Raw genomic sequence first — 26,841 nt, 5'->3', positions numbered from 1 at the left:
TAGGTACGTTGCCTCACTCCCTAAAGAAGGTCGACAAACTTATCGAAGATGAACTCCGTATCGGTCGGCCCACTGCATGCTTCGGGATGGAACTGGGATGAAAAGAAAGGTTTCGTCTTATGCCGGATCCCTTCGTTCGTCCCGTCGTTCATGTTGATAAAGAGCGGTTCCCAGTCAGCCCCCAACGTGTCGCCCGCCACTGCGTAGCCGTGATTCTGGGAAGTGATAAAACACTTATCCGTCCCCACCATGCGTACCGGTTGGTTATGGCTGCGGTGGCCGTATTTCAACTTATAGATAGAAGCGCCTCCGGCTTTGGCAAGCAACTGGTTTCCCATGCAAATGCCGCAGATAGGTTTGTCCCCATCAAGTGCCTTGCGGATGTTCCGGACGGCAGCATCGCAGGTATCGGGGTCGCCGGGACCGTTCGAAAGGAAAAGCCCGTCATATTCCAGGTGATTGAAATCGTAGTTCCAAGGGACACGTATCACAGCAACATTCCGCTTCAAAAGGTTACGGATGATATTGGCCTTCACACCGCAATCGAGAAGCACTACACGCTTTAAGAGTTGAAAGTTGAAAGTTGAAAGTTGAAAGTTGTCAGTATCTACGGGAAACGACATTTTCGTTCCGTCAGGCAGGTAGGCAATGATCTCTTTACAGGAAACGCGGTCCACATAGTTGATGCTCCCGTAGTCCGGCATTTCCCCTTCACTTTCTCCTTTCACCTTTCCACTTTCACCTTCGTTATCGGTACCCCCGATAACGATGCGTCCCATCATTACCCCATGCTCCCGGATTTTCTTCGTCAGCGCACGGGTATCGATACCGGTGATTCCGGGGATCTTTTCACGTTTCAGCCAGTCGCCGAGGCTTTCCACAGCATTCCAGTGGCTATACTCTTCGCTATAGTCACTCACGATAATCGCCTCCGCATGAATTTTCTCACTCTCCATAAAGGTAGGCAAGCCGTTCTCTTCGATAGAGAAAGGAGGCACCCCGTAGTTTCCGACCAGCGGATAGGTCAGAACCATCAACTGCCCGGCATACGAAGGGTCGGTAAGACTTTCGGGATAACCGGTCATGGCAGTGTTGAACACCACCTCACCGGCCACTGCCTTGTCGAAACCAAAAGAGAAGCCGTGAAACATGCTTCCGTCGTCTAAGACCAATGTTGCTGTTTTTCTTGTCATTTTCAATCTTATTCAATTATCATTTTTCATTTTCCAAATATTCCTCTTCCATATAATGGATGAACGCTTCGTTCACCATTCGCGCACCACCCGGCGTCGGATAATCGCCAGAGAAGTACCAATCGCCCGGATGATCGGGACAGGCGGCATGCAGCCCTTCGAGCGTCTGGTAGACAATCTCCACCTTCGCATGCGTCCCGGCGGGGGTAAGCAATTCCACCATCTTGGCCGAGATTTCCTCATCGGTGAAAGGCGCATAAATTTCCTTCACATAGTTCACGGTCGTATCGCATGGCACGGCCTGTTGTTGCTTGGCTTTCTTATAGGCACCGAGCAAGACGGATTCCATACCCTTGTCCACTAAAAGCGCCACGGCAGCCTTGAACGCGATAAATTCGCTCATGCGAGACATGTCGATACCGTAATAGTCCGGATAACGCACCTGCGGAGACGAACTGACCACCACGATCTTCTTCGGGTTCAGGCGGTCCAGGATACCGATGATACTCTGCCGGAGTGTCGTGCCACGCACGATACTGTCGTCGATCACGACCAGATTGTCTTCGAAAGGCACGATACTGCCATACGTGATGTCATACACATGGGCAGCCAGGTCGTTACGGCTGTTTCCTTCGGCAATGAAAGTACGCAATTTTATATCCTTGATCGCTACTTTTTCACATCTGACGCGCATGGACAGGATTTGTTCCAGTTCTTCCTCCTGAAGCAGGTGGCTGCGATCGGTGATCCATTCCTTTTTCTTCCTGTTCAGATATTCGTTCATCCCCTCCTGCAACCCGAAATAGGCGACCTCCGCCGTATTCGGAATAAAGGAGAAGACCGTATGGTTCAAGTCATTGTCCACTGCCTTTAGTACGGCTGGCACAAGATTTTCCCCTAATCGTTTCCGTTCGCGGTAAATATCCCGGTCGCTTCCACGCGAGAAGTAGATGCGTTCGAACGAGCAGGCCTTATTCTCTTTCGGCTCCATGATCTGCGACGTATGCCACTCGCCTTGCTTGTTGATGATCAACGCATCTCCTCTTTTCAGTTCGCGTATGTCATCGACAGAGACGTTCATGACCGTCTGGATCACCGGACGTTCGCTCGCCAGGATCACAATCTCGTCATCGGCATAATAGAACGCCGGACGGATGCCCCAGGGATCGCGCACGCTGAAAGACTCGCCGCTCCCCGTCAGCCCGCAGATCACGAAACCGCCGTCCCACAGCGGGGCACAACGTTTCAGGACATTCGACAGGTCGACATTCGCTTCGATCGCATGGGTGATCTCCATCCCTTTCAGTCCTTCGGCCTCATACAGCCGATACAGGCGTTCGACCTCGCGGTCCAAACGATGCCCGACCTGTTCCAACATGATGAATGTGTCGGCATAGGCACGCGGATGCTGGCCGATGGCTGTTATCTTTTCAAAAATATCTTGTACGTTAGTAAGATTGAAATTACCGCAAAGAGCGAGGTTCTTGGCTCTCCAGTTGTTGCGGCGTAAAAAGGGATGGACATAGGAAATACCGGACTTACCGGTTGTACTGTAACGCAGGTGTCCCATATAAAGCTCTCCTGCAAAAGGTAGGTTTGTTTTGGCAAAAAGCGGATCGTTCAGTTTGCCGGGTGGCAAATCTTTGTAATGTTCATGAACGGCGGCAAATATTTCGGTAATGGCTCCAGTGCCTAACGCTCTTTCCCGAAACATATATTCTTCGCCGGGGCTGGCTTCCAACTTGACGCATGCTAAACCGGCTCCTTCCTGACCACGGTTGTGCTGCTTTTCCATTAACAAATAGAGCTTATTGAGCCCATACATCCAGGTTCCATACTTCTGATGATAATATTCCAAAGGCTTTAGTAACCGGACCATGGCGACTCCACACTCGTGCTTAAGTACTTCCATTTGGTTCTATCTTGTTTATTTCGACTGCAAAGATACTTACATTATATTACATAATGTTCATACAAACGAAATTTATTTGACACATTAATAGAAATAATCACTTTATCTACCATTTGGTTAAATTATTTTATAAAACGATACTCTTTCGACAATTCTGTCAAATGAAAAGAAAAAACCCTTTCACCCTATACGAATTGTAAGAAAGCAAAAGGCTTTTCCTTTACAATCATAATCGGAGCGTTTTTGTTCCGGGGAAGCAAACAAAGAATCTATTTTCGACAATCTTTTCCACTTTGTCTTTTTGACAACCCAATCAGGGTTTTGGCTATCATATAGACTGTTAAAAAATATTACCCTTGCTACTAATTTCCAAAAAACAGCCTACTAATTCAAAATAGAAGGGATAGTGCTGTCATTTTGATAATAACAAATATGTTCCGTACGACCGGCCAACATCCAGAAAATCTCACATTTCCATATCCTTTATCGTAAAAAACCTGTATATTTGTCTAACGTTAAAATTCAAGTTATGAGAATCTATTACTCCATTATCATCCTCATCATCGGTTTCTGTGTTTCCCTTCAGGCACAAGACAATGCGGACAATTTTAAACGACAGGCCCAAAGTAGCTTTGAGAACAAAGACTATATGAAAGCCCGCAATCTTTATATCCAGGCATATAAGGAGTATGCAAATGAAGGAAAAGCAACGCAGGCAATCGAATGCGGAACACAAGCGGCCTCCCTCTATTACCGTGAGAACAACTATCAGGATGCGTTCGAGCTTTGCCGGCAAATGAACCAGATAGTGGCGAACCAGGAGCAGGCGGAACAAAAGAAACTGTACGACCTGCGTTTTATGATCACAAAAGAGCGCCTGCAAATGTATATCAAACTGAGAAACGCCGCACAGGCGCAACTCCAGCTTAACACACTGGACAACCTGGCCGAAGAATCAGGCAATCCCGGACTTTCCGAAGAGCTGTTGTACACAAAAACCGATTACTACTATATCTTCGGGCAGAAGAGTGAAGGAGACGCAGCTTTCAACAAACTCGTCAACCAATACCGGGAGAAAAAGGAATACGGCAAAATCAGTGAATGCTATCAAAATCTAATCGCGATTGCACGCAATGCCAATAATATCCCGCTGATGGAGCAGACCTACGAGAAATATATGGTATGGACCGATTCAGTAAAGAAGCTTACCGAAGAGGATAAATTGGACGCCTTGCAACAAAAATACAATGGCAGCCTGCAAACGATACAGGAAAAAGAAGGCCAGTTATCAGTCAAGCAGTATATCATCGCCGGACTCTGCACGCTGATCGCCATCCTGGTTGCCGCGTTGGTGTTCCTGGCATTCATGGTCATGCGTTTCATCATCCTGAACCGGAAGTTGAAGAAGACTATCCAGACCATCACCGAGCACAGCGAACAACAGACCGGATTCATCCAAAGCATATCGGCGCAGATGGGACCGACGCTGGAAGGAATGAGCAAGTCGGTAGCCGGACTGCAGGCCTCCTCACCCGGACAGGCAAAGGCCATACAGGCACGCATCGATACCCTGAAACAGTTCGGAGACCATATACAAGAACTTTCTTCGCTTGAAAACTCCTTGCTGGAAACCTACGAAGCGCAATCTTTTAATGTCAGCTCTTTCTGCGAGAAAGTGATGGAACAGATAAAAGAGGATGTCCGTCCGGGCGTCGAAGTCACCACGGATATTCCGAAGATAGAAATCAAGACTAATGCCGAACAGTTGCAACGCATCCTGCTGCATCTGTTGAGGAACGCAGCGAACTACACGACTTCGGGCAAAATCAAGCTGGAATTCAAGAAGAAAGGAGCCCATATCTGCCAGTTTATCGTGACCGATAACGGTCCGGGCATTCCAGCCGAAAAGCAGGAGGTGCTCTTCAAACCTTTTACCGAAATCAAGGATCTGGCCGATGGCGACGGACTGGGATTGCCTATCTGCTCCCTGATCGCTTCAAAAATGAACGGCACACTGTCCATAGATTCCGAATATAAAAAAGGCAGCCGTTTTATTCTGGTGTTGCAGGTGTAACCTGACACATACATTGCCGGACGCGGGGAAACGCGTCCGGCTGTATCCGGTAAATGTCACTCCATCCTCGCCTTTACCTTCTCCCAGGCATGCGTGTCGAAAAGGCAACAGCTTCTCATCGTATCGTACATTTCACGGAACCGCGACAACGGTATCATAAAACTTAAAATATCCGGTTCGAAATAAGGACGTACCGAAGGATCGAAAAATCCGATAAAAGTACGCTTGCCTCCCCGGTTGTTTTCTACAACGGCTTGTGTCACGACGGAGCAACACCCCGAACCGAACAGAGAGGTAACGGCATCCGGCGCGTTATTATCGAAAAAAGCCCAGGTAGCCAGGCCGGAAAGCATATCGGGAGTAGCCAGGAACAACACCCCTTCCAGATTGTCGAAGCTCTCCACCTGGTCCATACGCGCAAAGTTCAGGTAAGCAGACTTTGCCCTGGGGACTTTCAGTTCATCAAGAAACTCCGATACCTTCTCCGGTGTCTGTTTGTACTTTTCCTTTAACGACACGAAGCCCGGTATACGCTCCGGCATCTCCGTAAAACCGGCATAGAACTTTCCTCCGCCACAACCGATAGTATCGACACTCAGGGTAACCGTCTTTCCTTCCCTGACATCTTTCATACATTTAAACAGACAGCCTCCGATCTTATCGACCGGATTCACTGAATGATCTGAAAACCAAAAGACAATGGGTAAGTCGACTTTCTCCCCGAAGGCTTCACGGAAGTTATTAAGAAATACTTTTATATCCATGATATAAACAGTTTTATTGGTTTTGTCAAATATACGCAAAATAGAGCAACCAAGTGCGACTAAGCAAAAAGACAGGGCCAGCTTCATTTGTTATCATTTTGATTATTTCCATAGAAAACACAATAAACTTTCATTTTTATACAACAAAACAAGAATATAATTACAAATTATCACACAAATCAATCATATCCTTTCAAATAGAAACAGACCAATTCCTAAAATAAAAAAGCCTCTCATCTTTTATGCATAACAACATTACATTTTGAAACACATATAGTATATTTGTCGAACATTTTGATAAGCAAATAAACATTACACAAACATAAGGTCAACAAATGATGAAAGAGAGAAGCCTTTTGAACAACAAACAAGGATTATACGATCCTGCTAACGAGCATGACGCTTGCGGCGTAGGACTGGTCGTAAACGTCCACGGTGGTAAATCACACGACATTGTAGAGTCTGCCCTTAAGGTATTGGAAAACATGCGGCATCGAGGTGCGGAAGGAGCAGACAACAAGACCGGAGACGGGGCAGGCATCTTGTTACAAATTCCACATGAATTCATCTTACTACAAGGCATTCCTGTACCTGAAAAGGGTAAGTACGGAACCGGGCTGGTCTTCTTTCCGAAAGACGAAGAGCAGCGTTCGGCCATACTCAGTATCATGATCGAAGAGATCGAAAAGGAAGGGCTGACCTTGATGCATCTGCGCAAAGTCCCTGTCAACACAGACATCTTAGGAAAAGACGCACAGGACACGGAACCGGATATCAAGCAGGTGTTCATCACCGGATGCGACGATCAGCAAGCATTGGAACTGAAACTCTACATCATCCGTAAACGGATCGAGAAACGGGTGGCGGCATCCGACATACCGGACAAGAAAGATTTCTACGTGGTGTCGCTTTCCACCAAGAGCATTATATATAAAGGTATGCTGGAGTCGATGCAGCTTCGCCACTATTTTCCCGATCTGACCAACCACTACCTGACAAGCGGGTTGGCACTCGTCCACTCCCGCTTCAGCACGAACACATTCCCGACCTGGAGCCTGGCACAACCATTCCGCCTTCTGGCACACAACGGAGAGATCAACACGATACGGGGCAACCGGGGCTGGATGGAAGCACGCGAAAGCGTCCTCTCCTCTCCCCGCATCCCGAACATAGACGAGATACGCCCGATCATCCAGCCGGGCATGAGCGACAGCGCCTCGCTGGACAACGTGTTGGAGTTCTTTGTAGCGTCCGGCATGAGCCTGCCGCATGCCATGGCAATGCTGGTTCCGGAAAGTTTCAATGAGAAGAACCCGATATCGGAAGACCTGAAAGCGTTCTACGAATATCATTCCATCCTGATGGAACCGTGGGACGGACCGGCCGCCCTGCTCTTCAGCGACGGGCGATATGCCGGAGGGATGCTCGACCGTAACGGTCTGCGCCCGGCACGCTACCTGATCACGAAAAACGGCATGATGGTCGTGGCATCCGAAGTGGGTGTGATGGACTTCGAGCCGGGTGAGATAAAAGAAAAAGGCCGCCTGCAACCGGGCAAGATCCTGTTGGTCGATACGGAAGAAGGCAAAATCTATTACGACGGCGAACTGAAAAAACAGCTTGCCGACGCACAACCCTACCGCGTCTGGTTGGCCAACAACCGGGTAGAGCTGGACGAACTGAAATCAGGCCGCCGTGTCTCGCACACCGTTGCCGGATACGACAGGATGCTGCGTGCTTTCGGATACAGCCGCGAGGATATCGAGCGCATTATCACTCCGATGTGTACAGGTAGCGCCGAGCCGGTCGGTTCGATGGGGAACGACACGCCACTGGCCGTCCTATCCGAACGCCCGCAGCTGTTGTTCAACTATTTCCGCCAACAGTTCGCCCAAGTGACGAACCCACCGATCGACCCCCTTCGTGAAGAATTAGTCATGAGCTTGACGGAATATATCGGTGCAGTGGGAAATAACATCCTGACACCGAACGAGGCACATTGCAAAATGGTGCGCCTTGCCCATCCGATACTGACCAACACACAATTAGATATTCTTTGCAACATCCGCTACAAAGGTTTCAAGTCTGTCAAACTGCCGATGCTCTTCGAAGTGTCGCGGGGCAGCGAAGGACTGAAAGCAGCCCTCGACCAGCTTTGCAAACAAGCGGAACAATCCGTTACAGACGGCGTGAACTACATTATCCTGAGCGATAAGAACGTGGATGAGACCCATGCTCCCATTCCTTCGCTTCTCGCCGTCAGCGCTGTGCACCACCACCTGATCTCCGTGCAGAAACGCGTACAGACTGCATTGATAGTGGAGACGGGGGAAATGCGCGAAGTGATGCATGCCGCCCTGCTCTTAGGTTACGGGGCGAGCGCCATCAACCCATACATGTCATTCGCCATCCTCCAGGATATGGTAGACAAGCAGGAGATACAGCTCAACTACGAGATGGCCCGCAAGAACTATATCAAAGCGCTTTGCAAAGGCTTGTTCAAGGTAATGAGCAAGATGGGTATCAGCACGATCCGCAGCTATCGCGGCGCCAAACTGTTCGAAGCAGTCGGTCTCTCGAACGTACTCATCGATGCCTATTTCGGCGGGACGGCAAGCAGCATAGGCGGTATCCGCCTGCAAGAGATAGCCGCCGATGCCATCGCCCTGCACCATCAGGCTTTCGGCGGGGAAGTGGACAGCCTGGTTCTTGAACACAAAGGGCTATACAGTTTCCGTAAAGACGGTGAGAAACATGCATGGAACCCGGAGACGATCTCGACCCTTCAATTGGCGACCCGGCTGGGCAGCTATAAGAAGTTCAAAGAATATACGCATCTTGTAGACGAAAAGGACGCACCGATCTTCCTTCGCGACTTCCTGACTTTCCGGACGGGAAAGCCCGTTCCGGTCGAAGAGGTGGAACCGGCAAGCGAGATCATGAAGCGTTTCGTCACAGGCGCCATGAGTTTCGGCTCGATCAGCAAGGAGGCACACGAGACGATAGCGATGGCGATGAACAAGATACACGGACGCAGTAACACCGGAGAAGGCGGCGAAGACTCCGCCCGTTTCACTCCCCGCGAAGACGGCCTCTCCCTCCGTTCCGCCATCAAGCAGGTGGCCTCCGGGCGTTTCGGCGTGACAGCCGAATACTTAGTGAATGCAGACGAAATACAGATCAAGGTCGCCCAGGGAGCAAAACCGGGAGAAGGCGGACAGTTGCCGGGATTCAAGGTTAACGATGTGATTGCCAAAACACGCCACTCCATCCCGGGTATCTCGCTGATCTCTCCTCCTCCTCACCACGACATTTACTCGATCGAAGACCTGGCACAGTTGATCTTCGACCTGAAGAACGTCAACCCGCGTGCCGAGATAAGCGTGAAGCTGGTATCGGAAAGCGGTGTCGGGACGATCGCCGCAGGTGTGGCAAAAGCAAAAGCCGACCGCATCGTCATATCGGGAGCCGAAGGGGGAACGGGAGCTTCACCGATGAGTTCCATCCGCTACGCCGGGCTACCTCCCGAATTGGGATTGTCGGAGACGCAGCAGACCCTGGTCATGAACAACCTTCGCGGACAGGTCCGCCTGCAAACCGACGGACAGTTGAAAACCGGACGCGACATCGTCCTTATGGCACTGTTGGGAGCCGAAGAGTTTGGTTTCGCCACCTCCGCGCTGATCGTGCTGGGCTGCGTGATGATGCGCAAATGCCACATGAACACCTGCCCGGTAGGTGTCGCCACTCAAAACGAGGAGCTGCGTAAACGTTTCCACGGCCGCCACGAATATTTGGTGAACTTCTTCACCTTCCTCGCCGAAGAGGTCCGGGAATATTTGGCTGAGATGGGCTTCAAACGATTGGATGACATCATCGGGCACACGGAACTGATCACTCTGCGTCCCATTGCATCATCCGGCAAATACGCTCTACTCGATTTCTCCAAATTGCTGCACGTCCCGGCACAGGCGGCCACCCATGCCGTCCGGCACACGACGGAACAGGAGCATATGATCGGCAACGTGAAAGACCGCGACATCATCCAGCATGCCATGCCGGCCATAGAGCATCAACAGGAGATTTCTTTGGATTATGCCATAGCCAACACCGACCGCTCGGTTGGCGCCATGCTCTCCGGCGAGATCGCCAAACGATACGGTAACGCAGGACTGCCGGAACATACGCTCAATATCAAGTTCAAAGGTTCAGCCGGACAGAGCTTCGGCGCCTTCCTTGCGCACGGTGTCAACTTCCGCCTCGAAGGGGAAGCCAACGACTACTTAGGCAAAGGATTGAGCGGCGGGCGTATCAGCGTGATGCCTCCGGTACGGTCGACCTTCGTAGCCGAGAACAACACGATTGCCGGAAACACCCTGATGTATGGCGCGACAAGCGGCGAAGTGTATATCAACGGACGGGTTGGCGAACGTTTCTGCGTACGTAATTCCGGCGCTATCGCTGTCGTGGAAGGGGTCGGTGACCATTGTTGTGAATATATGACCGGCGGCCGCGTAGTGGTCCTCGGACGTACAGGACGTAACTTCGCTGCCGGTATGAGCGGCGGTGTCGCGTATGTCTGGAACAAGGAAGGGGACTTCGATTACTACTGCAATATGGAAATGGTCGAACTCTCGCTGATCGAAGACAGTGCGACACGCAAGGAACTGCACGAGTTGATCCGCAAACACTATCATTTCACCGGCAGCCATCTCGCAGGCAAGATGCTCGACAACTGGGACAAGTATGTGGATGAATTCATCCAGATCGTCCCGATCGAATACAAAAAGGTCTTGCAGGAAGAGCAGATGAAGAAGTTGCAGCAGAAGATCGCCGAAATGCAGCGCGACTACTAAGCAGCAGAGCCATAAAAACAGTATCAGTATAAAATAAAATTACCAACATGGGAAATCCGAAAGCATTCCTCACCATACACCGGCAAGAAGCCGGATATCGTCCCGTTCACGAACGCATCGACGATTTTAGCGAAGTAGAACAAACGCTCAACAGCAGCGACCGCCGCACACAGGCCTCCCGCTGCATGGACTGCGGTGTGCCCTTCTGCCACTGGGCATGCCCGCTGGGTAACAAACAACCCGAATGGCAGGACCTGCTCTATAAAGGCAAATGGCGCGAAGCCTTCCACGTGTTGGAGCAGACTTGCGACTTTCCGGAGTTTACCGGACGCATCTGCCCTGCCCTCTGCGAGAAAAGCTGCGTGCTGAAACTGAGCTGTGACGAACCTGTCACGATACGCGAAAATGAAGCCTCCATCGTCGAGGCTGCTTTCCGTGAAGGATATATCCAACCGGTCCACCCTGTACGCAACGGCAAACGGGTAGCCGTGATCGGTAGCGGTCCGGCCGGACTGACAGCCGCCAATCGTCTGAACCGCCTGGGATACGAAGTGACGGTTTTCGAGAAATACGAACTGCCGGGCGGCCTGCTCCGGTTCGGTATTCCGAATTTCAAATTAGGAAAGAACATCATCGACCGCCGCATCCGGTTGATGGAACAGGAAGGGATCATCTTTAAAGTCAACACGATGGTCGGAAGCGAAGTTTCTGCCAAAGAGATCGTCTCGACGTTCGATGCCGTCTGTGTCGCCATCGGTTCCGAAGTGCCGCGCGACCTTCCCATCGAAGGGCGCAATCTGAAAGGTGTCCACTTCGCCCTCGAACTGTTGTCACAACAGAACCGTATCCTCGAAGGCATCGCCATTCCGCCTAAAAGCATCATCAACTGCAAGGGCAAGAAAGTCCTCGTCATCGGAGGCGGCGACACGGGAAGCGACTGTGTCGGGACTGCCAACCGCCACGGAGCCGCGAGCGTGACACAAATCGAAATCATGCCCCAACCTCCCGTCGGGCATAACCCGGCAACCCCTTGGCCTATGTATCCGCAGGTACTGAAAACAAGCAGTAGCCACGAAGAGGGCTGTATCCGCCGCTGGAATCTCGCCTCCGTCCGTTTCATTGGCGACAAGAACATCCTGAAAGGTGTCGAAGTCGAAGAGGTAGAATGGCTACCCGCCAAAGACGGCGGTCGTCCGGAAATGCGTAAAACCGGACGTACGGAAGTGATCGAAGCCGATCTCGTGTTTCTCGCAATGGGTTTTATCCATCCCGAACAGGAGGGGCTCGTCAAAGAACTTTCCCTCGCAGTCGACGCACGCGGTAACATCGCCGTCGATCCGACAACCAATCAGATAGCCGGCACAAACATCTTCGCTTCCGGCGATGCCGTCAGCGGAGCCAGCCTTGTTGTCCGCGCCATGGCTTCCGGCCGTAAAACAGCCGCAGCCATCGACAAATACCTATACCCCCATAAATCATAATTCATAAATTAAAAATCATAATTTCCATGTGTGGCATTACAGCAATATTCAACATCCATAGCAGCGCCGCCGACCTTCGTCAGCAGGCTTTAAAAATGAGTAAACGCATCCGTCATCGCGGTCCGGACTGGAGCGGAATTTATCAAGGGAAGACCGCCATTCTCGCCCACGAACGCCTCTCCATCGTCGATCCGGCATCCGGAGGGCAACCGTTGAAAAGCAAAGACGGCAAACTGATCCTCACCGTCAACGGTGAGATATACAACCATCGCGAACTCCGCGAACAACTGAAAGACGAATACGAATTCCAGACCGGAAGTGACTGCGAGGTCATCCTCGCCCTCTATCGCAAGTATGGTGTCGGATGTGTGGAAAAACTGAGCGGTATCTTCGGTTTCGCCCTCTATGACGAAGCGAACGACTGCTACCTGATCGCCCGTGACCCGATCGGTGTCATTCCTCTCTATATCGGTTATGACAACGAAGGACATCTTCTCGTATCTTCCGAACTGAAAGGACTTGAAGGTTTCGCCGCCTCATACGACCAGTTTCCTCCGGGACATTATTTCTATAGCCGCGATAAGGATTTCACCCGTTGGTACGTCCGCGACTGGATGGAGTATGACAACGTGAAAGACAATCCCGCCAGTGTAGAGGAACTGCACGATGCCCTCGAAGCAGCCGTACGCCGCCAGCTAATGAGCGACGTGCCCTACGGCGTGCTTCTTTCCGGCGGCCTGGACTCGTCCATCACCTCCGCCATCGCAAAAAAATATGCTGCCAAACGTATCGAGACCGAAGGAAAGGCCGATGCGTGGTGGCCTCAGCTGCACTCCTTCGCCGTCGGTCTCAAAGGCGCTCCCGACTTGGCGGCAGCCAAGAAAGTGGCTGATTATATCGGTACTGTCCACCACGAGATCAACTACACGATCGAGGAAGGGCTTGATGCCATCCGCGACGTGATCTACTATATCGAAACATACGACGTGACGACTGTCCGTGCCTCTACCCCGATGTACCTGCTGGCCCGTGTAATCAAGTCGATGGGCATCAAGATGGTGCTGAGCGGTGAAGGGGCGGACGAAGTGTTCGGCGGTTACCTCTATTTCCATAAAGCCCCGAATGCGAAGGCATTCCACGAGGAGACAGTCCGCAAACTGAGCAAACTCTACATGTACGATTGCCTACGGGCCAACAAAAGCCTGTGTGCCTGGGGTGTGGAAGGCCGCGTTCCTTTCCTCGACAAAGAGTTTCTTGACGTTGCCATGCGCCTCAATCCCGAAGCAAAAATGTGTCCGGGCAGTGTGATCGAGAAGAAAATCCTCCGCGAAGCTTTTGCCGACATGCTCCCTCCTGAAATCGCCTGGCGTCAGAAAGAACAGTTCTCCGACGGTGTCGGCTACAGCTGGATCGACACCCTGAAGAAGGTGACAGCCGAGGCTGTCAGCGACACCGAAATGGCGAATGCTGCCCGACGCTTCCCGATCAACACGCCGCAGAACAAAGAAGAATACTTCTACCGTACCATCTTCGAAGAACATTTCCCCAGTGAAAGCGCCGCCCGCAGCGTGCCGAGCGTACCCAGTGTCGCCTGTTCCACTGCCGAAGCTCTCGCCTGGGATGCCTCCTTCAAAAACATGAACGACCCCAGCGGCCGAGCAGTGAAAGGAATACACGAAGCAGCCTACTAACATACCGATCCCCGTAACAAAACACACCTAAATCCATATTTTGCTACGGGGATTATTTTATTTTCGCTATCTTTGTGAACATCATCGGTAATAACAGCAAATGATATGAATACAAATTACCCAATAGCAGATAAAGTAGAATTCTTAATCGCTTGTGTATCGGAATTTGCAAAAGCCCATTCTCTAAAAAAGAAACAGGCTTTCAACTACATTGAAAGATATAAAGGTTTGGAATTTATTTCTAAACATTATGGAGTAGAACACACTTTTTCTTTCAATGATGTGATAAAACACATTACCGACTTTTGTCACCGCCAAGGAGGGGCGCTTGTCCTATGATACTATATCACGGCACAAACAAACCATTCGATCAAATAGATCTATCAAAATCTAAGCCTAATAAAGATTTCGGTAAAGGCTTCTACCTAACTTCGGATAAACGACAGGCTATAGATATGGCTAAAGCTAAGATCGACCAACAGGGAGAAGGTGAAGTCTTTATATATGCTTTCGAACTCGATGCTTCACTCTTATCATCCGGCGAGCTGAAAGTAAAATCATTTGATACTTACACCGAAGAGTGGGCTCTTTTTATACTGGCTAACAGAAATAATTCGATGAAGGATCCAATCCATGATTATGACATTGTGATAGGTCCTATTGCCAATGATCGTGTTGGTTTTCAATTACGTAGATACACAGACGATATCATAGACTTAGAAACCCTTGTCAAAAAGCTAACTTACATGAAAGGAATAACAATTCAGTATTTCTTTGGAACAATAGCGGCAATTTCTAAACTTAAACGATTATGAACAAGAAAGAAATAGAATACATGGTCGAAAGTATAGTCAAAGATCTCACCTTGCTATTAATGGAACGGCATGGAATGGATACGGAAATAGCCTTGCGCACTATTTATAACTCCGATACTTATGCCAAACTTGAAGATGTAAAAACGCATTTATATTATCAAAGTTCATTGTATATATATGATTTCCTCGAAAACGAAATCTTGACGGGTAAGATGCAATAGCCCTTATTGGTACAAAAATAGCCTACCTCCGGACATTGCCGGAGATAGGCCGTAAAGCATAAAGCCTAAAAAACTATACCCTTTAATGTATTACAGAAAATCCTTGCGCATCGGGCTGAATGTGTCGATCAGTACGCCTGCCTCCAGGCACTTGCAACCGTGTAGGACACCCGGTTTCATGTAGACGCCGTCGCCCGGACGGACGATCTTTGTCTCGCCATCCGTCGTAAACTCGAACACACCGCTTGCCACATAAGTCGCCTGTGTGTGCGGGTGTGTATGAGGCGTGCCGACAGCCCCGGTTTCAAACTTGACCTTGACCATCATCAGGTCGTCATTGTAGGCCATGATCTGACGGACGACACCTTCACCGGCATTATCCCACTTCATTTCTCTCTCGTACTGAAAATTATCACTTTCCATATTCCTCCTATTCTGTTTATATACAGACAAAAGTAAAAATAAATACAGAAACGGGAATAGGATTATCCGCCAAATTGTCCTACTTTTGAGAAATAATACAAATCTATATTCATATGAAAAGTAAGATTTCTACCGGGATGCTCTTCGCCATGCTTCTGTTTATGGCCATGCTTCCCCGAATAGGACATTCACAAGAGATCGATCCTAACGCTTATTACGAAATCGTAAGCAGCAACAATCTGGTTCTCGACAATCAAGACAGCGAAGACGACGGAACCCAGATATTCATCAACAACCGTGTGGAGAACCGCGTGTCGCAAGTATGGCAACTGACGACTCCCGGCTATGGGGTCTATAAGATCTGTACGCCTCTCACAGACAAATGCGTGGACAACAACAACACGAAAGAACCGGGTCCGGTTATCCAGTGGGACAATGGGACGACCAACATGAACCAATTCTGGAAACTCACGAAAGTAGGCGAAAACACCTACACGTTCACCTGCATAGCCAACGGGCTGAACCTCGGCATCAGCGATGACGGGCAACCGGGAAAAGCGGCTCTCCAGCTTGTTGCCGATTCGACCAACGCCAGACAACATTGGACGCTGCGCCGGTCGAACATCAAAATAGACAAGGAAGCCTTGCGCGGATCGAGCGACAAGGATTGGGAAAACGAGACCATCTTTGCCGTCAACAAGGAACCGGGGCATACGACCTATGTTCCCTTCCCCTCCGTGGAAAGCCTGCAAAGCTCTCCCGACTACCGCAAAGCCTGGCTTCGCCCGAACTCGCCGCGCTACCAGCTGTTGAACGGTAACTGGAAATTCAACTGGGTGAAACAGCCGTCCGAACGTCCGGCCGATTTCTATAAACCGAACTACGACGTTTCCGGCTGGAAAGAAATTCCGGTTCCATCCAATTGGGAAATGTACGGATACGGCACGCCGATCTATACGAATATCACATATCCGCATCGCAACAACCCTCCTTTCATACAAGGAAAGAAAGGATATACGATCATGGACGAACCGAACCCGGTCGGTTCCTACCGCCGCGACTTCAATATCCCGGACGATTGGAAAGGAAGTGAAATCTTTATCCATTTCGACGGTGTCTACAGCGCCATGTACCTTTGGGTGAACGGAAAGAAAGTCGGATACAGCCAAGGGGCGAATAACGACGCGGAATTCAATATCACGAAATATGTAAAACCGGGAAAGAACGTCCTGGCTGTCGAGGTGTACCGCTGGAGCGACGGCAGCTACCTGGAAGACCAGGACATGTTCCGCCTGAGCGGTATCCATCGCGATGTTTATCTGTTCGCGACTCCCAAACTGCGTTTGCGCGATTACTACCTGACCGCTTCATTCGCGGAAGATGACCTGAGCCGGGCGACATTCAATGTCCGCACGAACGTGACGAGCTATGGCAAAACGGTGGACGAAGCGGTTGTCGACATCACGCTGCTGGACAAGGACGGCAAGCAGGTGGCCATTATCTCCGATGTTGTCAAGGACATCAGGAAAGGACAGGAAGCGGTCAGCACAGCCAGCGTAGACATCAAGAACCCGCATCTCTGGTCTGCCGAGACTCCCTACCTCTACACGACGATACTGGAACTGAAAGACAAGACGGGCAAAACGCTCGAAGCGATGTCTTCACAGTTCGGTTTCCGCAAGATCGAGATCAAGAACAAGCGGGTATACATCAACAACGAACAGGTGTTCTTCAAAGGGGCTAACCGCCACGACATCCATCCGCAGCAGGGGAAAGCAGTTCCGGTCGAGTCGATGATCGAGGATATATTGCTTTTCAAGCGTTATAACCTGAACACGATCCGCACGAGCCACTATCCGAACGACGCCAAGATGTACGCATTGCACGATTACTATGGCCTCTACGTGATGGACGAAGCCGATATCGAGTGCCACGGCAACCATTCGATCAGCAACAAGGAAAGCTGGTTGCCGGCCTATGTAGACCGTATGGTTCGCATGATCGAGCGCGACAAGAACCACCCGTCCGTCATCTTCTGGTCTATGGGCAACGAGTCCGGCGACGGCAAGAACTTCGACACCGTATACGAGGAAGCACGCAAACTCGATCCGCGCCCGATCCACTACGAAGGAAAGAACAGGATCGCCGACATGGATTCCCGCATGTATCCGTCCATCGAGTCGATGAAGCAACAGGACGAAGAGAAGAGCGACAAGCCGTTCTTCCTTTGCGAATATGCACACGCGATGGGTAATGCGATCGGCAACCTCGACGAATATTGGGATTATATCGAAAACCACTCCTGCCGCATGATAGGCGGTTGTATCTGGGACTGGGTGGACCAGGGTATCAACAAATACGGCGAATTGCCTGACCGCTACTATTTCGGCGGTGGCTTCGGCGACAAACCGAACGACTTCGATTTCTGCTGCAACGGCATCGTGACTCCCGACCGCCGGGTGACGCCAAAATTGATCGAGGTGAAGAAAGTGTACCAATACATCAAATTCAAGCCGGTAGACCTCAAAGCCGGCAAGGTGAAGCTGGAAAACCGCTATGACTTCCTGAACCTGAATCAGTTCGACCTGCAATGGCAGTTAATGAAAGACGGACAAGTAGCCGAATCGGGCGTACTGTCCTTAGGCAATGTCGCCCCGAACAAAGATATCGAAGTGACGATCCCTTATAAAACAGCTTTGGAGGCCGGCAGCGAATATTTCCTTAATTTGTCGGCCCGGTTGAAAAAAGATTGCAACTGGGCGAATGCCGGACACGAAGTGGCTTCCGAACAATATTCGCTGACCGGAAAGGTTGCGGTCGCTCCTGTCGACATGGCTTTCAACGACACGCTGAAAGTGGAAGAAGAGAAAGAGCAGACCGGGTTCCGCGCTCCGGGATTTTTCATTGCTTTCAATCCGGAGACAGGCAAAATGGTTTCTCTGCGCTATGCCGGTACGGATATGATCTATAATAAGGAAGGTCTCGATTTCAACTGGTTCCGTGCAATGGACAATGACAAGCGGGATTACTTGCCGACCACCGTCAAGAAGCAGTCATTCGACTGGAAGCAGTCTGCCGACAAAAAGTCGGTCATCGTTACCACAAGCCTGGAGGCGACCGTAGGAAACGGAGACAAAAAGGTGGTACTGCCATTCGACGTCACCTATACGGTCTATGCCAACGGCACGGTCGATGTGGATGCGACTTTCAAAACCGGCGACGACTTCAACCTGCCTCGTCTCGGTCTCCAGGTTGCTTTGAATCCAAGATTGGAACAGGTGGAATGGTACGGACGCGGCCCGATCGAAAACTATTGGGACCGCAAAAATGCAGCCTATGTCGGCCTGTACAAGAACACCGTGACCGGAATGAAAGAAGCCTACGTGCGTGCCCAGTCGATGGGTAACCGCGACGATGTACGCTGGCTGACACTGAAAAGCCTCGACAACCAAGGTATCCGCATCACGTCTAAAGACCACCTGAACTTCAGTGCGCTCCATTTCACAGATCCGGAACTGTGGGGACTGACCTACGGACACGACCTCGACAATATCCGCCGTGCGGAAGTGATCCTTAGCCTCGACTGCATCCAGCGTGGCATCGGAAACGGCAGTTGCGGTCCAGGCCCGCGCCCGCATTATGAGATTGAAAAGAACAAAAACTATAGCTACTCGTTCCGTATAGAGAACGCGAAATAACCTGTCCGAAGCGGGTGTGCATTCTATGTTTTTACTTGCATGAAAACATAGAATACACACCCGCTTCTCTTGTTAAAAACCATTGTGTAAGCCGATCCGCCACTTCTCTCCCTAAATCAACTTACAATCATAAACATAAAACCTGCCATAACATTACGAAATATAACACAAAACCCACCTGTTTATAACAATCCGTCACAAACAATATATTTTTCGTACATCCAGACACAATTTTAGCAACTAATATATCAAAAAGTCGTATATTTGCACTGTAACAAAACAAAAAGATACAATAAACAAATTATAACAAGTAAAATGACAAAACCAATCAAATTCACAAAGATGCACGGAGCCGGAAACGATTATATATACGTGAACACAATGGCTTTTCCGATTCAAAACCCGGAAGAACTTGCCATCAGATTGAGTGCGCCTCATACCGGAATCGGCTCGGACGGATTGGTTCTGATCGGTTCTTCAAAGATCGCCGACTTCAGCATGCGTATTTTCAATGCAGACGGCTCCGAAGCCATGATGTGCGGGAATGCCTCCCGTTGCATTGGCAAATATGTATATGACAAGGGGTTGACAGACAAAAAGATCGTTACGCTGGAAACACTATCCGGCATCAAGGAATTGCAACTGTCCACCCGGCAACTTTCCGGTTCCCGCGAAGAGGTAACCGAAGTGACGGTCGACATGGGCTGTCCGGCTGTAGGCGAAACGGCACTTGAAATAGAAGCCGGAGGCAATTTTTATACAGGAACGGTCGTCTCGATGGGGAACCCGCATCTCGTCATTTTCGTCGAAGATATTACGAATATAAATCTGCCGGTCATCGGACCTTTATTGGAATGCCATCCGCTATTCCCGAACCGTACAAATGTAGAATTTGTTCAAGTACTAAGCACCGACGAAGTACGGATGAGGGTTTGGGAACGCGGCTCCGGCATCACGATGGCTTGCGGAACCGGAGCTTGTGCGACAGCCGTAGCAGGCGCAGTACGTGGGAAAACCGGACGGAAAACCAAAGTCATCATGGATGGAGGCCCCCTCACCATCCGTTGGGACGAAAGTTCCGGACATGTCTATATGACCGGTGGAGCGGTCAAAGTATTCGAAGGGGAACTGGAAATATAAACACAACAAAAAACGATTGATTGAGTATGGCACTGATTAATGAGCATTTCCTAAAGCTACAAAACAATTACCTGTTCTCGGACATTGCAAAGAAGGTAAACAGTTTTAAGGTTACACATCCGAAAGAGAGGATTATCCGCATGGGTATCGGCGATGTGACACAACCGTTAGCCCCAGCCGTCATCGAAGCCATGCATAAGGCGGTCGATGAAATGGCAAGCAAGGATACATTCCACGGATACGGCCCCGAACAAGGCTATCCTTTTCTGATAGATGCCATCATCAAAAACGATTACGCCAGCCGCGGCATCTTCCTCGAACCCGCCGAAGTGTTCGTGAGCGACGGTGCGAAAAGCGACTGCGGAAACATAGGCGATATGCTTCGCCACGACAACAGCATCGGTGTGACAGACCCGGTCTATCCGGTATATATCGACTCGAACGTGATGAGCGGACGGACCGGCATACTGGAAGACAGCAAATGGAGCGACGTGGTCTACATTCCCTGTACGGAAGCCAACAACTTCGTCCCCGACCTGCCCAGCCGACGCGTAGACATCATTTATCTCTGCTACCCGAACAACCCGACCGGGACGACACTTACGAAAGACGAGCTGAAGAAATGGGTGAACTATGCCCTTGCCAATGACTGCCTGATCATGTACGACTCAGCTTACGAGGCCTACATCCAAGACCCCAACATTCCTCATTCTATCTATGAGATCAAGGGAGCGAAGAAGGTGGCGATCGAATTCCGCAGCTTCTCCAAGACAGCCGGTTTCACCGGTGTGCGGTGCGGTTACACGGTTGTTCCCAAAGAGTTGAACGCTTTCACCCTGGCAGGCGAACGGGTTCCGTTGAACCGGATGTGGAACCGCCGCCAGTGCACAAAGTTCAACGGTACGAGCTACATCACCCAGCGAGGCGCCGAAGCGGTATACAGTCCGGAGGGCAAAGCGCAGATCAAGAAAACGATCGATTATTATATGACCAACGCCCGTATCATGCGGGAAAGCCTCCAGAGCTGCGGTTTGAAAGTGTATGGCGGCGAAAACGCCCCTTACATCTGGTTGAAAACACCGAACAACCTCTCTTCCTGGAAGTTTTTTGACAAGCTGCTTTACGAAGTCAACATAGTAGGGACTCCCGGTGTGGGGTTCGGACCCAGCGGCGAGGGTTTTCTCCGCCTCACTGCTTTCGGAGACAGAGACGACACGTTGGAGGCCATGGCCAGAATAAAAAAATGGCTGATCTGAGCGAACGAAGGACATTTAGGTTATCATGCGAATCAGCAGTTGAAAACATCTTCAGATTCTTGATTTAAAAGTTTGTAATTCAGTTAATTATCTCATTATTTTATTTTGTAATCTCCTTGAAAATCAGTAAATTAGAAGAATAAAACCACTCATTTTTCTAATTATGATTCCCAAGGAGAAAAAGTTAATACTAATAGGTTTGTATATGTATATCTGTGATGTCCATAAGTCTTCTCTGCGTTTCCACTGCCAGAGATTCAGTAACAATTCCAATCCTGAGTTTACGGATGAGGAGGTTCTTACCATCTATCTGTTCTGCGGGTACTGCCAGAGATACTTCAACATCAAGGAGATACATACCTTCGCTAAGGAGTATCTGTCATCATGGTTTCCAAAATTGCCGTCTTATCAAACGTTTTGCGTACGCCTAAATATGCTTTCAGAAACATTTAAGGTGCTGGTGGAAACCATGATACAATCATTCAAGCCCAAGGATTGCGACTCCATTATATCCATTGTCGATTCTATGCCGATAGTGACCTGTAAAGGGAAAAACCGAGAGGGGAAAGTAGCTACGGAGATAACATCAAAAGGGTATTGCTCCACTAAGAACATGTACTACTATGGCATGAAACTGCATATGGTAGGACAGCGTAGGGAGGGAACCTTACCTTTTCCGGAAATGATAACTCTGACACCGGCTTCGGACAACGACCTGACCGTATTCAAAAGCGAATGCGTGCCATACCTATCCGGAAAGACGGTGCTTGCAGACAAGATTTACAGCGATTTCTCTTTCTTTAATGAGAACAATCCGGTTAAAGTGCTTACTCCGCATAAAGAGATTAAAGGGGAACCGGAAGTTCTCAAACAGAGGGAGAAAGCTGCAAGAGACCTTTTCTCGCAAGCCGTTTCTAAAGTCAGACAACCTATCGAATCCTTTTTCAACTGGCTGAATGAAAAAACAGAAATTCAAAGAGCATCTAAAGTAAGAGCTACCAAAGGGCTGTTGGTACATACCTTTGGAAAGTTGGCTATTGCTCTACTTACATTTGTTAATTTTTAATTTTTGAATCAGAAAGCCAACTGCTGATTCGCATTTATCATAAAAAAAGAAAAAGGATTGTATAGAAAAGTCCGTCCAGTTTATTGATTTTATAGAATGTTATACCGCAACCATCCCCAACTGAAGCGACGGACATTCTATACACCTTTTCCCAAAATATTAATCGGGTGAGATTTCACCCCAACTCTTTAAGGTTATGAAAAAGATTGAAGCAATTATTCGCAAGACCAAGTTCGAAGAGGTGAAAGAGGCACTTCTCGAAGCCGACATCGAATGGTTTTCGTACTACGACGTGAGAGGGGTCGGTAAAGCACGGCAAGGACGTATCTACCGTGGTGTCGTATATGACACAAGCTACATCGAACGTACGCTGATCTCCATTGTCGTCCGTGACAAGAATGTGGAGAAGACCGTACAGGCCATCATCAAAGCCGCTCAAACGGGCGAGATAGGCGACGGGCGCATCTTTGTCATTCCGGTTGAAGATTCCATCCGTATCCGCACGGGGGAACGCGGTGATATAGCACTCTACAATGCGGAGCAGGAAAAATAAATAATATGCCAAACCACTATCTTACCCATTGGCATATTGGCTAATCAATCAATTAAACAATCATTCACAATGGATACTACATATACAATAACAGACTTAGCCCTATCACTCGATACCGTGTGGATGCTACTTGCAGCCATGTTAGTTTTTTTCATGCAGCCGGGATTCGCTCTCGTAGAAGCCGGCTTTACCCGGACCAAGAATACGGCGAATATATTGATGAAGAACCTGCTCGATTTCATGTTGGGATCATTGCTGTTCTGGTCCGTCGGTTTCGGCATCATGTTCGGAGCCGGCAGTTTCATCGGGACGCCCAACCTGTTCAACCTGAACTTCTATCACTCTCAACTACCGGTCGAAGGGTTCCTGATCTTCCAGACGGTATTCTGCGCGACAGCTGCCACAATCGTTTCCGGTGCGATGGCTGAACGGACCAAATTCTCCATGTATCTGGCCTATACCATCCTGATCAGCTTGCTGATTTATCCCGTCAGCGGTCACTGGACCTGGGGAGGCGGCTGGCTGATGAACAGCGAAGAGGGCAGTTTTATGATGAACACGTTCGGGACGACTTTCCACGATTTTGCCGGTTCCACAGTCGTCCACTCCGTAGGCGGATGGGTAGCTCTGGTAGGTGCAGCCATCATCGGGCCGCGTATCGGCAAATACGGAAAAGACAAGAAATCGCGGGCCATTCCCGGACATAGCCTGACATTGGCCTGCCTCGGTGTGTTCATCCTGTGGTTCGGTTGGTTCGGGTTCAACCCCGGTTCGCAATTGGCTGCTTCGGGCGAAGGCAACCGCATGGCGATCTCCCACGTATTCCTGACAACCAACTTAGCTGCCTGCGCCGGGGGGTTCCTTTCGCTGGTCGTAGCTTGGATCAAATATAAGAAACCCTCTCTTTCATTAACGCTGAACGGGGTCTTGGCCGGGCTGGTCGGCATCACTGCTGGTTGTGACGTGGTGTCTCCGTTAGGGGCCGTGATCATCGGCGCCATTTGCGGTACGATCATGATTTATGCGGTCGAGTTTATCGACCACGTCCTAAAAATCGACGATCCGGTCGGTGCCTCTTCCGTACATGGTGTCTGCGGATGCCTCGGTACGATCCTGGCTGGATTGTTTGCCACGGAAGAAGGGCTTTTCTACAGCGGAAGTGTGAACTTCCTGCTGGCACAGGTGTTCGGTGCGGCAGTCGTCGGTTGCTGGGCAGCCACAATGGGTTTCGTGGTATTCAAGGGCCTGGACATCATACACGGACTGCGTGTTCCGGCACGTGTGGAAGAAGAAGGGCTGGACATCTACGAGCATGGCGAAACGGCCTACAACAGCTAAACGGCAGTCCGGCTAAAAAGCGATTTGCAATCAACAATATAAAATAAACAAGATTTCCAATCATCGGGAAGTAATCACATTAAATCATTATATCTATGTCAAAGTTAAGATTCAGAGTAGTAGAGACAGCCTTCAAGAAACAGGCTGCAGAAGTACCGGCTCCGGCCGAACGTCCATCCGACTATTTCGGGCAGAACGTATTCAACCGGGCGAAGATGTTCAAATACCTCACTGAAAAAGCGTATGAACGGATCACGGACTGCATCGACAACGGTACTCCGCTCGACCGCGAAACTGCCGACGCCGTAGCCGCCGGCATGAAGAAGTGGGCGATCGAAATGGGTGCCACCCACTACACGCACTGGTTCCACCCGTTGACCGAAGGAACGGCCGAGAAGCACGATGCTTTCGTCGAACACGACGGCAAAGGCGGCATGGTCGAAGAGTTTTCCGGCAAGCTGTTGATCCAGCAGGAACCGGATGCATCCAGTTTTCCGAACGGTGGTATCCGAAACACATTCGAAGCACGCGGTTATTCTGCCTGGGACCCCTCCTCTCCTGCTTTTATCGTAGGCGATACGCTCTGCATCCCGACTGTCTTCATTGCTTATACCGGCGAATCACTGGACTACAAAGCACCGCTGCTGAAAGCCCTCGAAGCCGTCAACAAAGCTGCCGTAGATGTTTGCCACTACTTCAACCCGGATGTTAAGAAGGTGTATGCCTACCTGGGTTGGGAACAGGAATACTTTCTGGTCGATGAAGGTTTGTATGCCGCACGCCCCGATCTGTTGCTGACAGGCCGTACGTTGATGGGACACGAAAGTTCGAAGAACCAGCAGTTGGAAGACCACTACTTCGGCGCCATTCCGACCCGCGTCCTGGAATTCATGAAAGACCTGGAGATCGAAGCGCTCAAATTAGGCATTCCTTTGAAAACGCGCCACAACGAAGTAGCCCCGAACCAGTTCGAACTGGCTCCTATTTTCGAAGAATGCAACTTGGCAAACGACCACAACCTGCTCGTAATGGCCCTCATGCGCAAGATCAGCCGTAAGCACGGCTTCCGCGTCCTGCTGCACGAAAAGCCGTTCAAGGGCGTAAACGGTTCCGGCAAACATAACAACTGGTCGCTCGGAACCGACACGGGCATCCTCCTGATGGCTCCGGGCAAGACACCGGAAGAGAACCTCCGCTTCATCACCTTCATCGTCAACGTGCTGATGGCTGTCTACCACCACAACGGATTGCTGAAAGCCAGCATTTCGAGTGCCACCAATGCCCATCGTTTAGGAGCCAACGAGGCACCTCCAGCAATCATCTCCAGCTTCCTCGGCACGCAGTTGTCGAAAGTCCTGGAGCATCTCGAAAAAAGCGAACCGGAAGACCTGATGTTGGCAGGCAAACAGGGCATGAAGCTCGACATCGCCCGCATCCCCGAACTGCTGATCGACAATACGGACCGTAACCGTACCTCGCCTTTCGCCTTCACCGGCAACCGTTTCGAATTCCGTGCCGTAGGCTCCGAAGCCAACTGTGCTTCCGCCATGCTTGCCCTGAACGCTGCCGTAGCCGAACAGTTGAAGACCTTCAAAGCCGAAGTAGATGCAAAAATCGCCGATGGCAAGGAGACATTCGCTGCCATACTCGAAGTGCTCCGCAAAGACATCAAGGAATGCAAGGCAATCCATTTCGACGGCAACGGCTACAGCGACGAATGGAAAGCCGAAGCTGCCCGTCGCGGACTGGACTGCGAGACAAGCGTACCGGTAATCTTCGACAACTACCTGAAAGAAAGCAGTGTACGGATGTTCGAATCGACCGGTGTCATGACACGCAAGGAACTGGAAGCTCGTAACGAAGTCAAATGGGAAACCTACACGAAGAAGATACAGATCGAAGCCCGCGTACTCGGCGACCTGGCGATGAACCACATCATCCCGACCGCCACCAAATACCAGACTTCTCTGATCGACAACGTCTACAAGATGAAAGACCTTTTCCCTGCCGACAAGGCGTCCGTCCTTTCATCCCGCAACCTGGAGATCATCGAAGACATCGCCAACCGGACCAACTTCATCAAAGAGAAGGTAGACGAAATGGTGGAAGCTCGCAAAGTTGCCAACAAGATCGAGAGCGAACGCGAAAAGGCAATCGCTTACCACGACAAGATCGTCCCGATGCTGGAAGCCATCCGCTACCACATCGACAAATTAGAGTTGGTTGTCGACGACCAGATCTGGACATTGCCGAAGTACAGGGAATTATTATTCATCAGATAGTTTTTTGTTGATTGTTTTGTGTTTGCAAGGGAAGCATGCTGTGAAGTATGGCTTCCCTTCTTTTTTTATTACAAAGGA

General features: G+C 50.0%; 18 protein-coding genes. 14 read left to right on the top strand and 4 right to left on the bottom strand.

The window, feature by feature from the left end; all coding sequences use genetic code 11:
• Nucleotides 1–20: 20 nt before the first annotated feature.
• Both carA and BQ9893_RS00440 read right to left on the bottom strand, forming a co-directional pair.
• Nucleotides 21–1,193 carry a glutamine-hydrolyzing carbamoyl-phosphate synthase small subunit gene (carA, locus tag BQ9893_RS00445; RefSeq protein WP_075964250.1) on the bottom strand — a complete coding sequence of 391 codons (1,173 nt, stop codon included), beginning with the start codon at nucleotides 1,191–1,193 and terminating at the stop codon, nucleotides 21–23.
• A gap of 19 nt (nucleotides 1,194–1,212) precedes the next feature.
• The gene (locus BQ9893_RS00440) at nucleotides 1,213–3,105 is read right to left on the bottom strand and encodes an amidophosphoribosyltransferase (protein WP_075964249.1); all 1,893 of its coding nucleotides are present in this window, start codon (nucleotides 3,103–3,105) and stop codon (nucleotides 1,213–1,215) included.
• 529 nt (nucleotides 3,106–3,634) lie between these two features.
• On the opposite strand from BQ9893_RS00440, the gene BQ9893_RS00435 reads away from it, so the two are divergent.
• Nucleotides 3,635–5,179: an ATP-binding protein gene (locus BQ9893_RS00435; protein ID WP_075964248.1), complete on the top strand. Its 1,545-nt coding sequence runs from the start codon at nucleotides 3,635–3,637 to the stop codon at nucleotides 5,177–5,179.
• A gap of 56 nt (nucleotides 5,180–5,235) precedes the next feature.
• Here the strand turns inward: BQ9893_RS00435 and BQ9893_RS00430 are convergent, their stop codons facing one another.
• The gene (locus BQ9893_RS00430; protein ID WP_075965335.1) at nucleotides 5,236–5,943 is read right to left on the bottom strand and encodes a DUF169 domain-containing protein; all 708 of its coding nucleotides are present in this window, start codon (nucleotides 5,941–5,943) and stop codon (nucleotides 5,236–5,238) included.
• Between the two features lie 338 nt (nucleotides 5,944–6,281).
• On the opposite strand from BQ9893_RS00430, the gene gltB reads away from it, so the two are divergent.
• From gltB to BQ9893_RS00400, 6 genes are all read left to right on the top strand, one after another.
• Nucleotides 6,282–10,799 carry a glutamate synthase large subunit gene (gene gltB, locus BQ9893_RS00425; RefSeq protein ID WP_075965334.1) on the top strand — a complete coding sequence of 1,506 codons (4,518 nt, stop codon included), beginning with the start codon at nucleotides 6,282–6,284 and terminating at the stop codon, nucleotides 10,797–10,799.
• A gap of 47 nt (nucleotides 10,800–10,846) precedes the next feature.
• Nucleotides 10,847–12,280: a glutamate synthase subunit beta gene (locus BQ9893_RS00420; protein ID WP_075964247.1), complete on the top strand. Its 1,434-nt coding sequence runs from the start codon at nucleotides 10,847–10,849 to the stop codon at nucleotides 12,278–12,280.
• Nucleotides 12,281–12,306: 26 nt separating this feature from the next.
• Nucleotides 12,307–13,971: an asparagine synthase B gene (asnB, locus tag BQ9893_RS00415; RefSeq protein WP_075964246.1), complete on the top strand. Its 1,665-nt coding sequence runs from the start codon at nucleotides 12,307–12,309 to the stop codon at nucleotides 13,969–13,971.
• A gap of 105 nt (nucleotides 13,972–14,076) precedes the next feature.
• Entirely contained in the window at nucleotides 14,077–14,310 is a 234-nt protein-coding gene (locus BQ9893_RS00410; protein ID WP_075964245.1) for a DUF3791 domain-containing protein, read from the top strand.
• Nucleotides 14,307–14,786, top strand: coding sequence for a DUF3990 domain-containing protein (locus BQ9893_RS00405; RefSeq protein WP_075964244.1), 480 nt, complete (start codon nucleotides 14,307–14,309; stop codon nucleotides 14,784–14,786). The genes BQ9893_RS00410 and BQ9893_RS00405 overlap by 4 nt, the downstream gene beginning before the upstream one ends.
• Nucleotides 14,783–15,007, top strand: a complete 225-nt coding sequence (locus tag BQ9893_RS00400) for a hypothetical protein (protein ID WP_075964243.1) — start codon at nucleotides 14,783–14,785, stop codon at nucleotides 15,005–15,007. The genes BQ9893_RS00405 and BQ9893_RS00400 overlap by 4 nt, the downstream gene beginning before the upstream one ends.
• 90 nt (nucleotides 15,008–15,097) lie before the next feature.
• Here BQ9893_RS00400 and BQ9893_RS00395 read toward each other — a convergent pair whose 3' ends face one another.
• Nucleotides 15,098–15,430 (bottom strand): cupin domain-containing protein, encoded by a 333-nt coding sequence (locus BQ9893_RS00395; RefSeq protein WP_075964242.1) that lies wholly within the window; start codon nucleotides 15,428–15,430, stop codon nucleotides 15,098–15,100.
• A gap of 113 nt (nucleotides 15,431–15,543) precedes the next feature.
• Here BQ9893_RS00395 and BQ9893_RS00390 point away from each other — a divergent pair, with 113 nt between their 5' ends.
• The 7 genes from BQ9893_RS00390 (at nucleotide 15,544) to BQ9893_RS00360 (ending at nucleotide 26,763) form a co-directional block, all read left to right on the top strand.
• Nucleotides 15,544–19,128, top strand: coding sequence for a glycoside hydrolase family 2 TIM barrel-domain containing protein (locus tag BQ9893_RS00390; RefSeq protein ID WP_075964241.1), 3,585 nt, complete (start codon nucleotides 15,544–15,546; stop codon nucleotides 19,126–19,128).
• 315 nt (nucleotides 19,129–19,443) lie between these two features.
• Nucleotides 19,444–20,268: a diaminopimelate epimerase gene (dapF, locus tag BQ9893_RS00385; protein ID WP_075964240.1), complete on the top strand. Its 825-nt coding sequence runs from the start codon at nucleotides 19,444–19,446 to the stop codon at nucleotides 20,266–20,268.
• A gap of 26 nt (nucleotides 20,269–20,294) precedes the next feature.
• Nucleotides 20,295–21,524: an LL-diaminopimelate aminotransferase gene (locus BQ9893_RS00380; RefSeq protein ID WP_075964239.1), complete on the top strand. Its 1,230-nt coding sequence runs from the start codon at nucleotides 20,295–20,297 to the stop codon at nucleotides 21,522–21,524.
• 433 nt (nucleotides 21,525–21,957) lie between these two features.
• The gene (locus tag BQ9893_RS00375; RefSeq protein WP_244155011.1) at nucleotides 21,958–22,590 is read left to right on the top strand and encodes a transposase; all 633 of its coding nucleotides are present in this window, start codon (nucleotides 21,958–21,960) and stop codon (nucleotides 22,588–22,590) included.
• A 196-nt stretch (nucleotides 22,591–22,786) separates the two neighbouring features.
• Nucleotides 22,787–23,143, top strand: coding sequence for a P-II family nitrogen regulator (locus BQ9893_RS00370; protein ID WP_075964238.1), 357 nt, complete (start codon nucleotides 22,787–22,789; stop codon nucleotides 23,141–23,143).
• Between the two features lie 69 nt (nucleotides 23,144–23,212).
• Entirely contained in the window at nucleotides 23,213–24,481 is a 1,269-nt protein-coding gene (locus tag BQ9893_RS00365; protein WP_081415330.1) for an ammonium transporter, read from the top strand.
• A gap of 95 nt (nucleotides 24,482–24,576) precedes the next feature.
• Nucleotides 24,577–26,763, top strand: a complete 2,187-nt coding sequence (locus tag BQ9893_RS00360; RefSeq protein WP_075964236.1) for a glutamine synthetase III family protein — start codon at nucleotides 24,577–24,579, stop codon at nucleotides 26,761–26,763.
• Nucleotides 26,764–26,841: the final 78 nt, after the last annotated feature.

Origin of the sequence: Parabacteroides massiliensis, from assembly GCF_900155425.1 — a bacterium.
Lineage (GTDB): Bacteria > Bacteroidota > Bacteroidia > Bacteroidales > Tannerellaceae > Parabacteroides > Parabacteroides massiliensis.
This window is presented reverse-complemented; position numbering and strand designations above follow the sequence as displayed.

Coding starts and splice junctions, on each gene's coding strand:
- carA (WP_075964250.1), bottom strand. CDS start 1,193: ATGACAAGAAAAACAGCAACATTGGTCTTAGACGACGGAAGCATGTTT.
- BQ9893_RS00440 (WP_075964249.1), bottom strand. CDS start 3,105: ATGGAAGTACTTAAGCACGAGTGTGGAGTCGCCATGGTCCGGTTACTA.
- BQ9893_RS00435 (WP_075964248.1), top strand. CDS start 3,635: ATGAGAATCTATTACTCCATTATCATCCTCATCATCGGTTTCTGTGTT.
- BQ9893_RS00430 (WP_075965335.1), bottom strand. CDS start 5,943: ATGGATATAAAAGTATTTCTTAATAACTTCCGTGAAGCCTTCGGGGAG.
- gltB (WP_075965334.1), top strand. CDS start 6,282: ATGAAAGAGAGAAGCCTTTTGAACAACAAACAAGGATTATACGATCCT.
- BQ9893_RS00420 (WP_075964247.1), top strand. CDS start 10,847: ATGGGAAATCCGAAAGCATTCCTCACCATACACCGGCAAGAAGCCGGA.
- asnB (WP_075964246.1), top strand. CDS start 12,307: ATGTGTGGCATTACAGCAATATTCAACATCCATAGCAGCGCCGCCGAC.
- BQ9893_RS00410 (WP_075964245.1), top strand. CDS start 14,077: ATGAATACAAATTACCCAATAGCAGATAAAGTAGAATTCTTAATCGCT.
- BQ9893_RS00405 (WP_075964244.1), top strand. CDS start 14,307: ATGATACTATATCACGGCACAAACAAACCATTCGATCAAATAGATCTA.
- BQ9893_RS00400 (WP_075964243.1), top strand. CDS start 14,783: ATGAACAAGAAAGAAATAGAATACATGGTCGAAAGTATAGTCAAAGAT.
- BQ9893_RS00395 (WP_075964242.1), bottom strand. CDS start 15,430: ATGGAAAGTGATAATTTTCAGTACGAGAGAGAAATGAAGTGGGATAAT.
- BQ9893_RS00390 (WP_075964241.1), top strand. CDS start 15,544: ATGAAAAGTAAGATTTCTACCGGGATGCTCTTCGCCATGCTTCTGTTT.
- dapF (WP_075964240.1), top strand. CDS start 19,444: ATGACAAAACCAATCAAATTCACAAAGATGCACGGAGCCGGAAACGAT.
- BQ9893_RS00380 (WP_075964239.1), top strand. CDS start 20,295: ATGGCACTGATTAATGAGCATTTCCTAAAGCTACAAAACAATTACCTG.
- BQ9893_RS00375 (WP_244155011.1), top strand. CDS start 21,958: ATGCTTTCAGAAACATTTAAGGTGCTGGTGGAAACCATGATACAATCA.
- BQ9893_RS00370 (WP_075964238.1), top strand. CDS start 22,787: ATGAAAAAGATTGAAGCAATTATTCGCAAGACCAAGTTCGAAGAGGTG.
- BQ9893_RS00365 (WP_081415330.1), top strand. CDS start 23,213: ATGGATACTACATATACAATAACAGACTTAGCCCTATCACTCGATACC.
- BQ9893_RS00360 (WP_075964236.1), top strand. CDS start 24,577: ATGTCAAAGTTAAGATTCAGAGTAGTAGAGACAGCCTTCAAGAAACAG.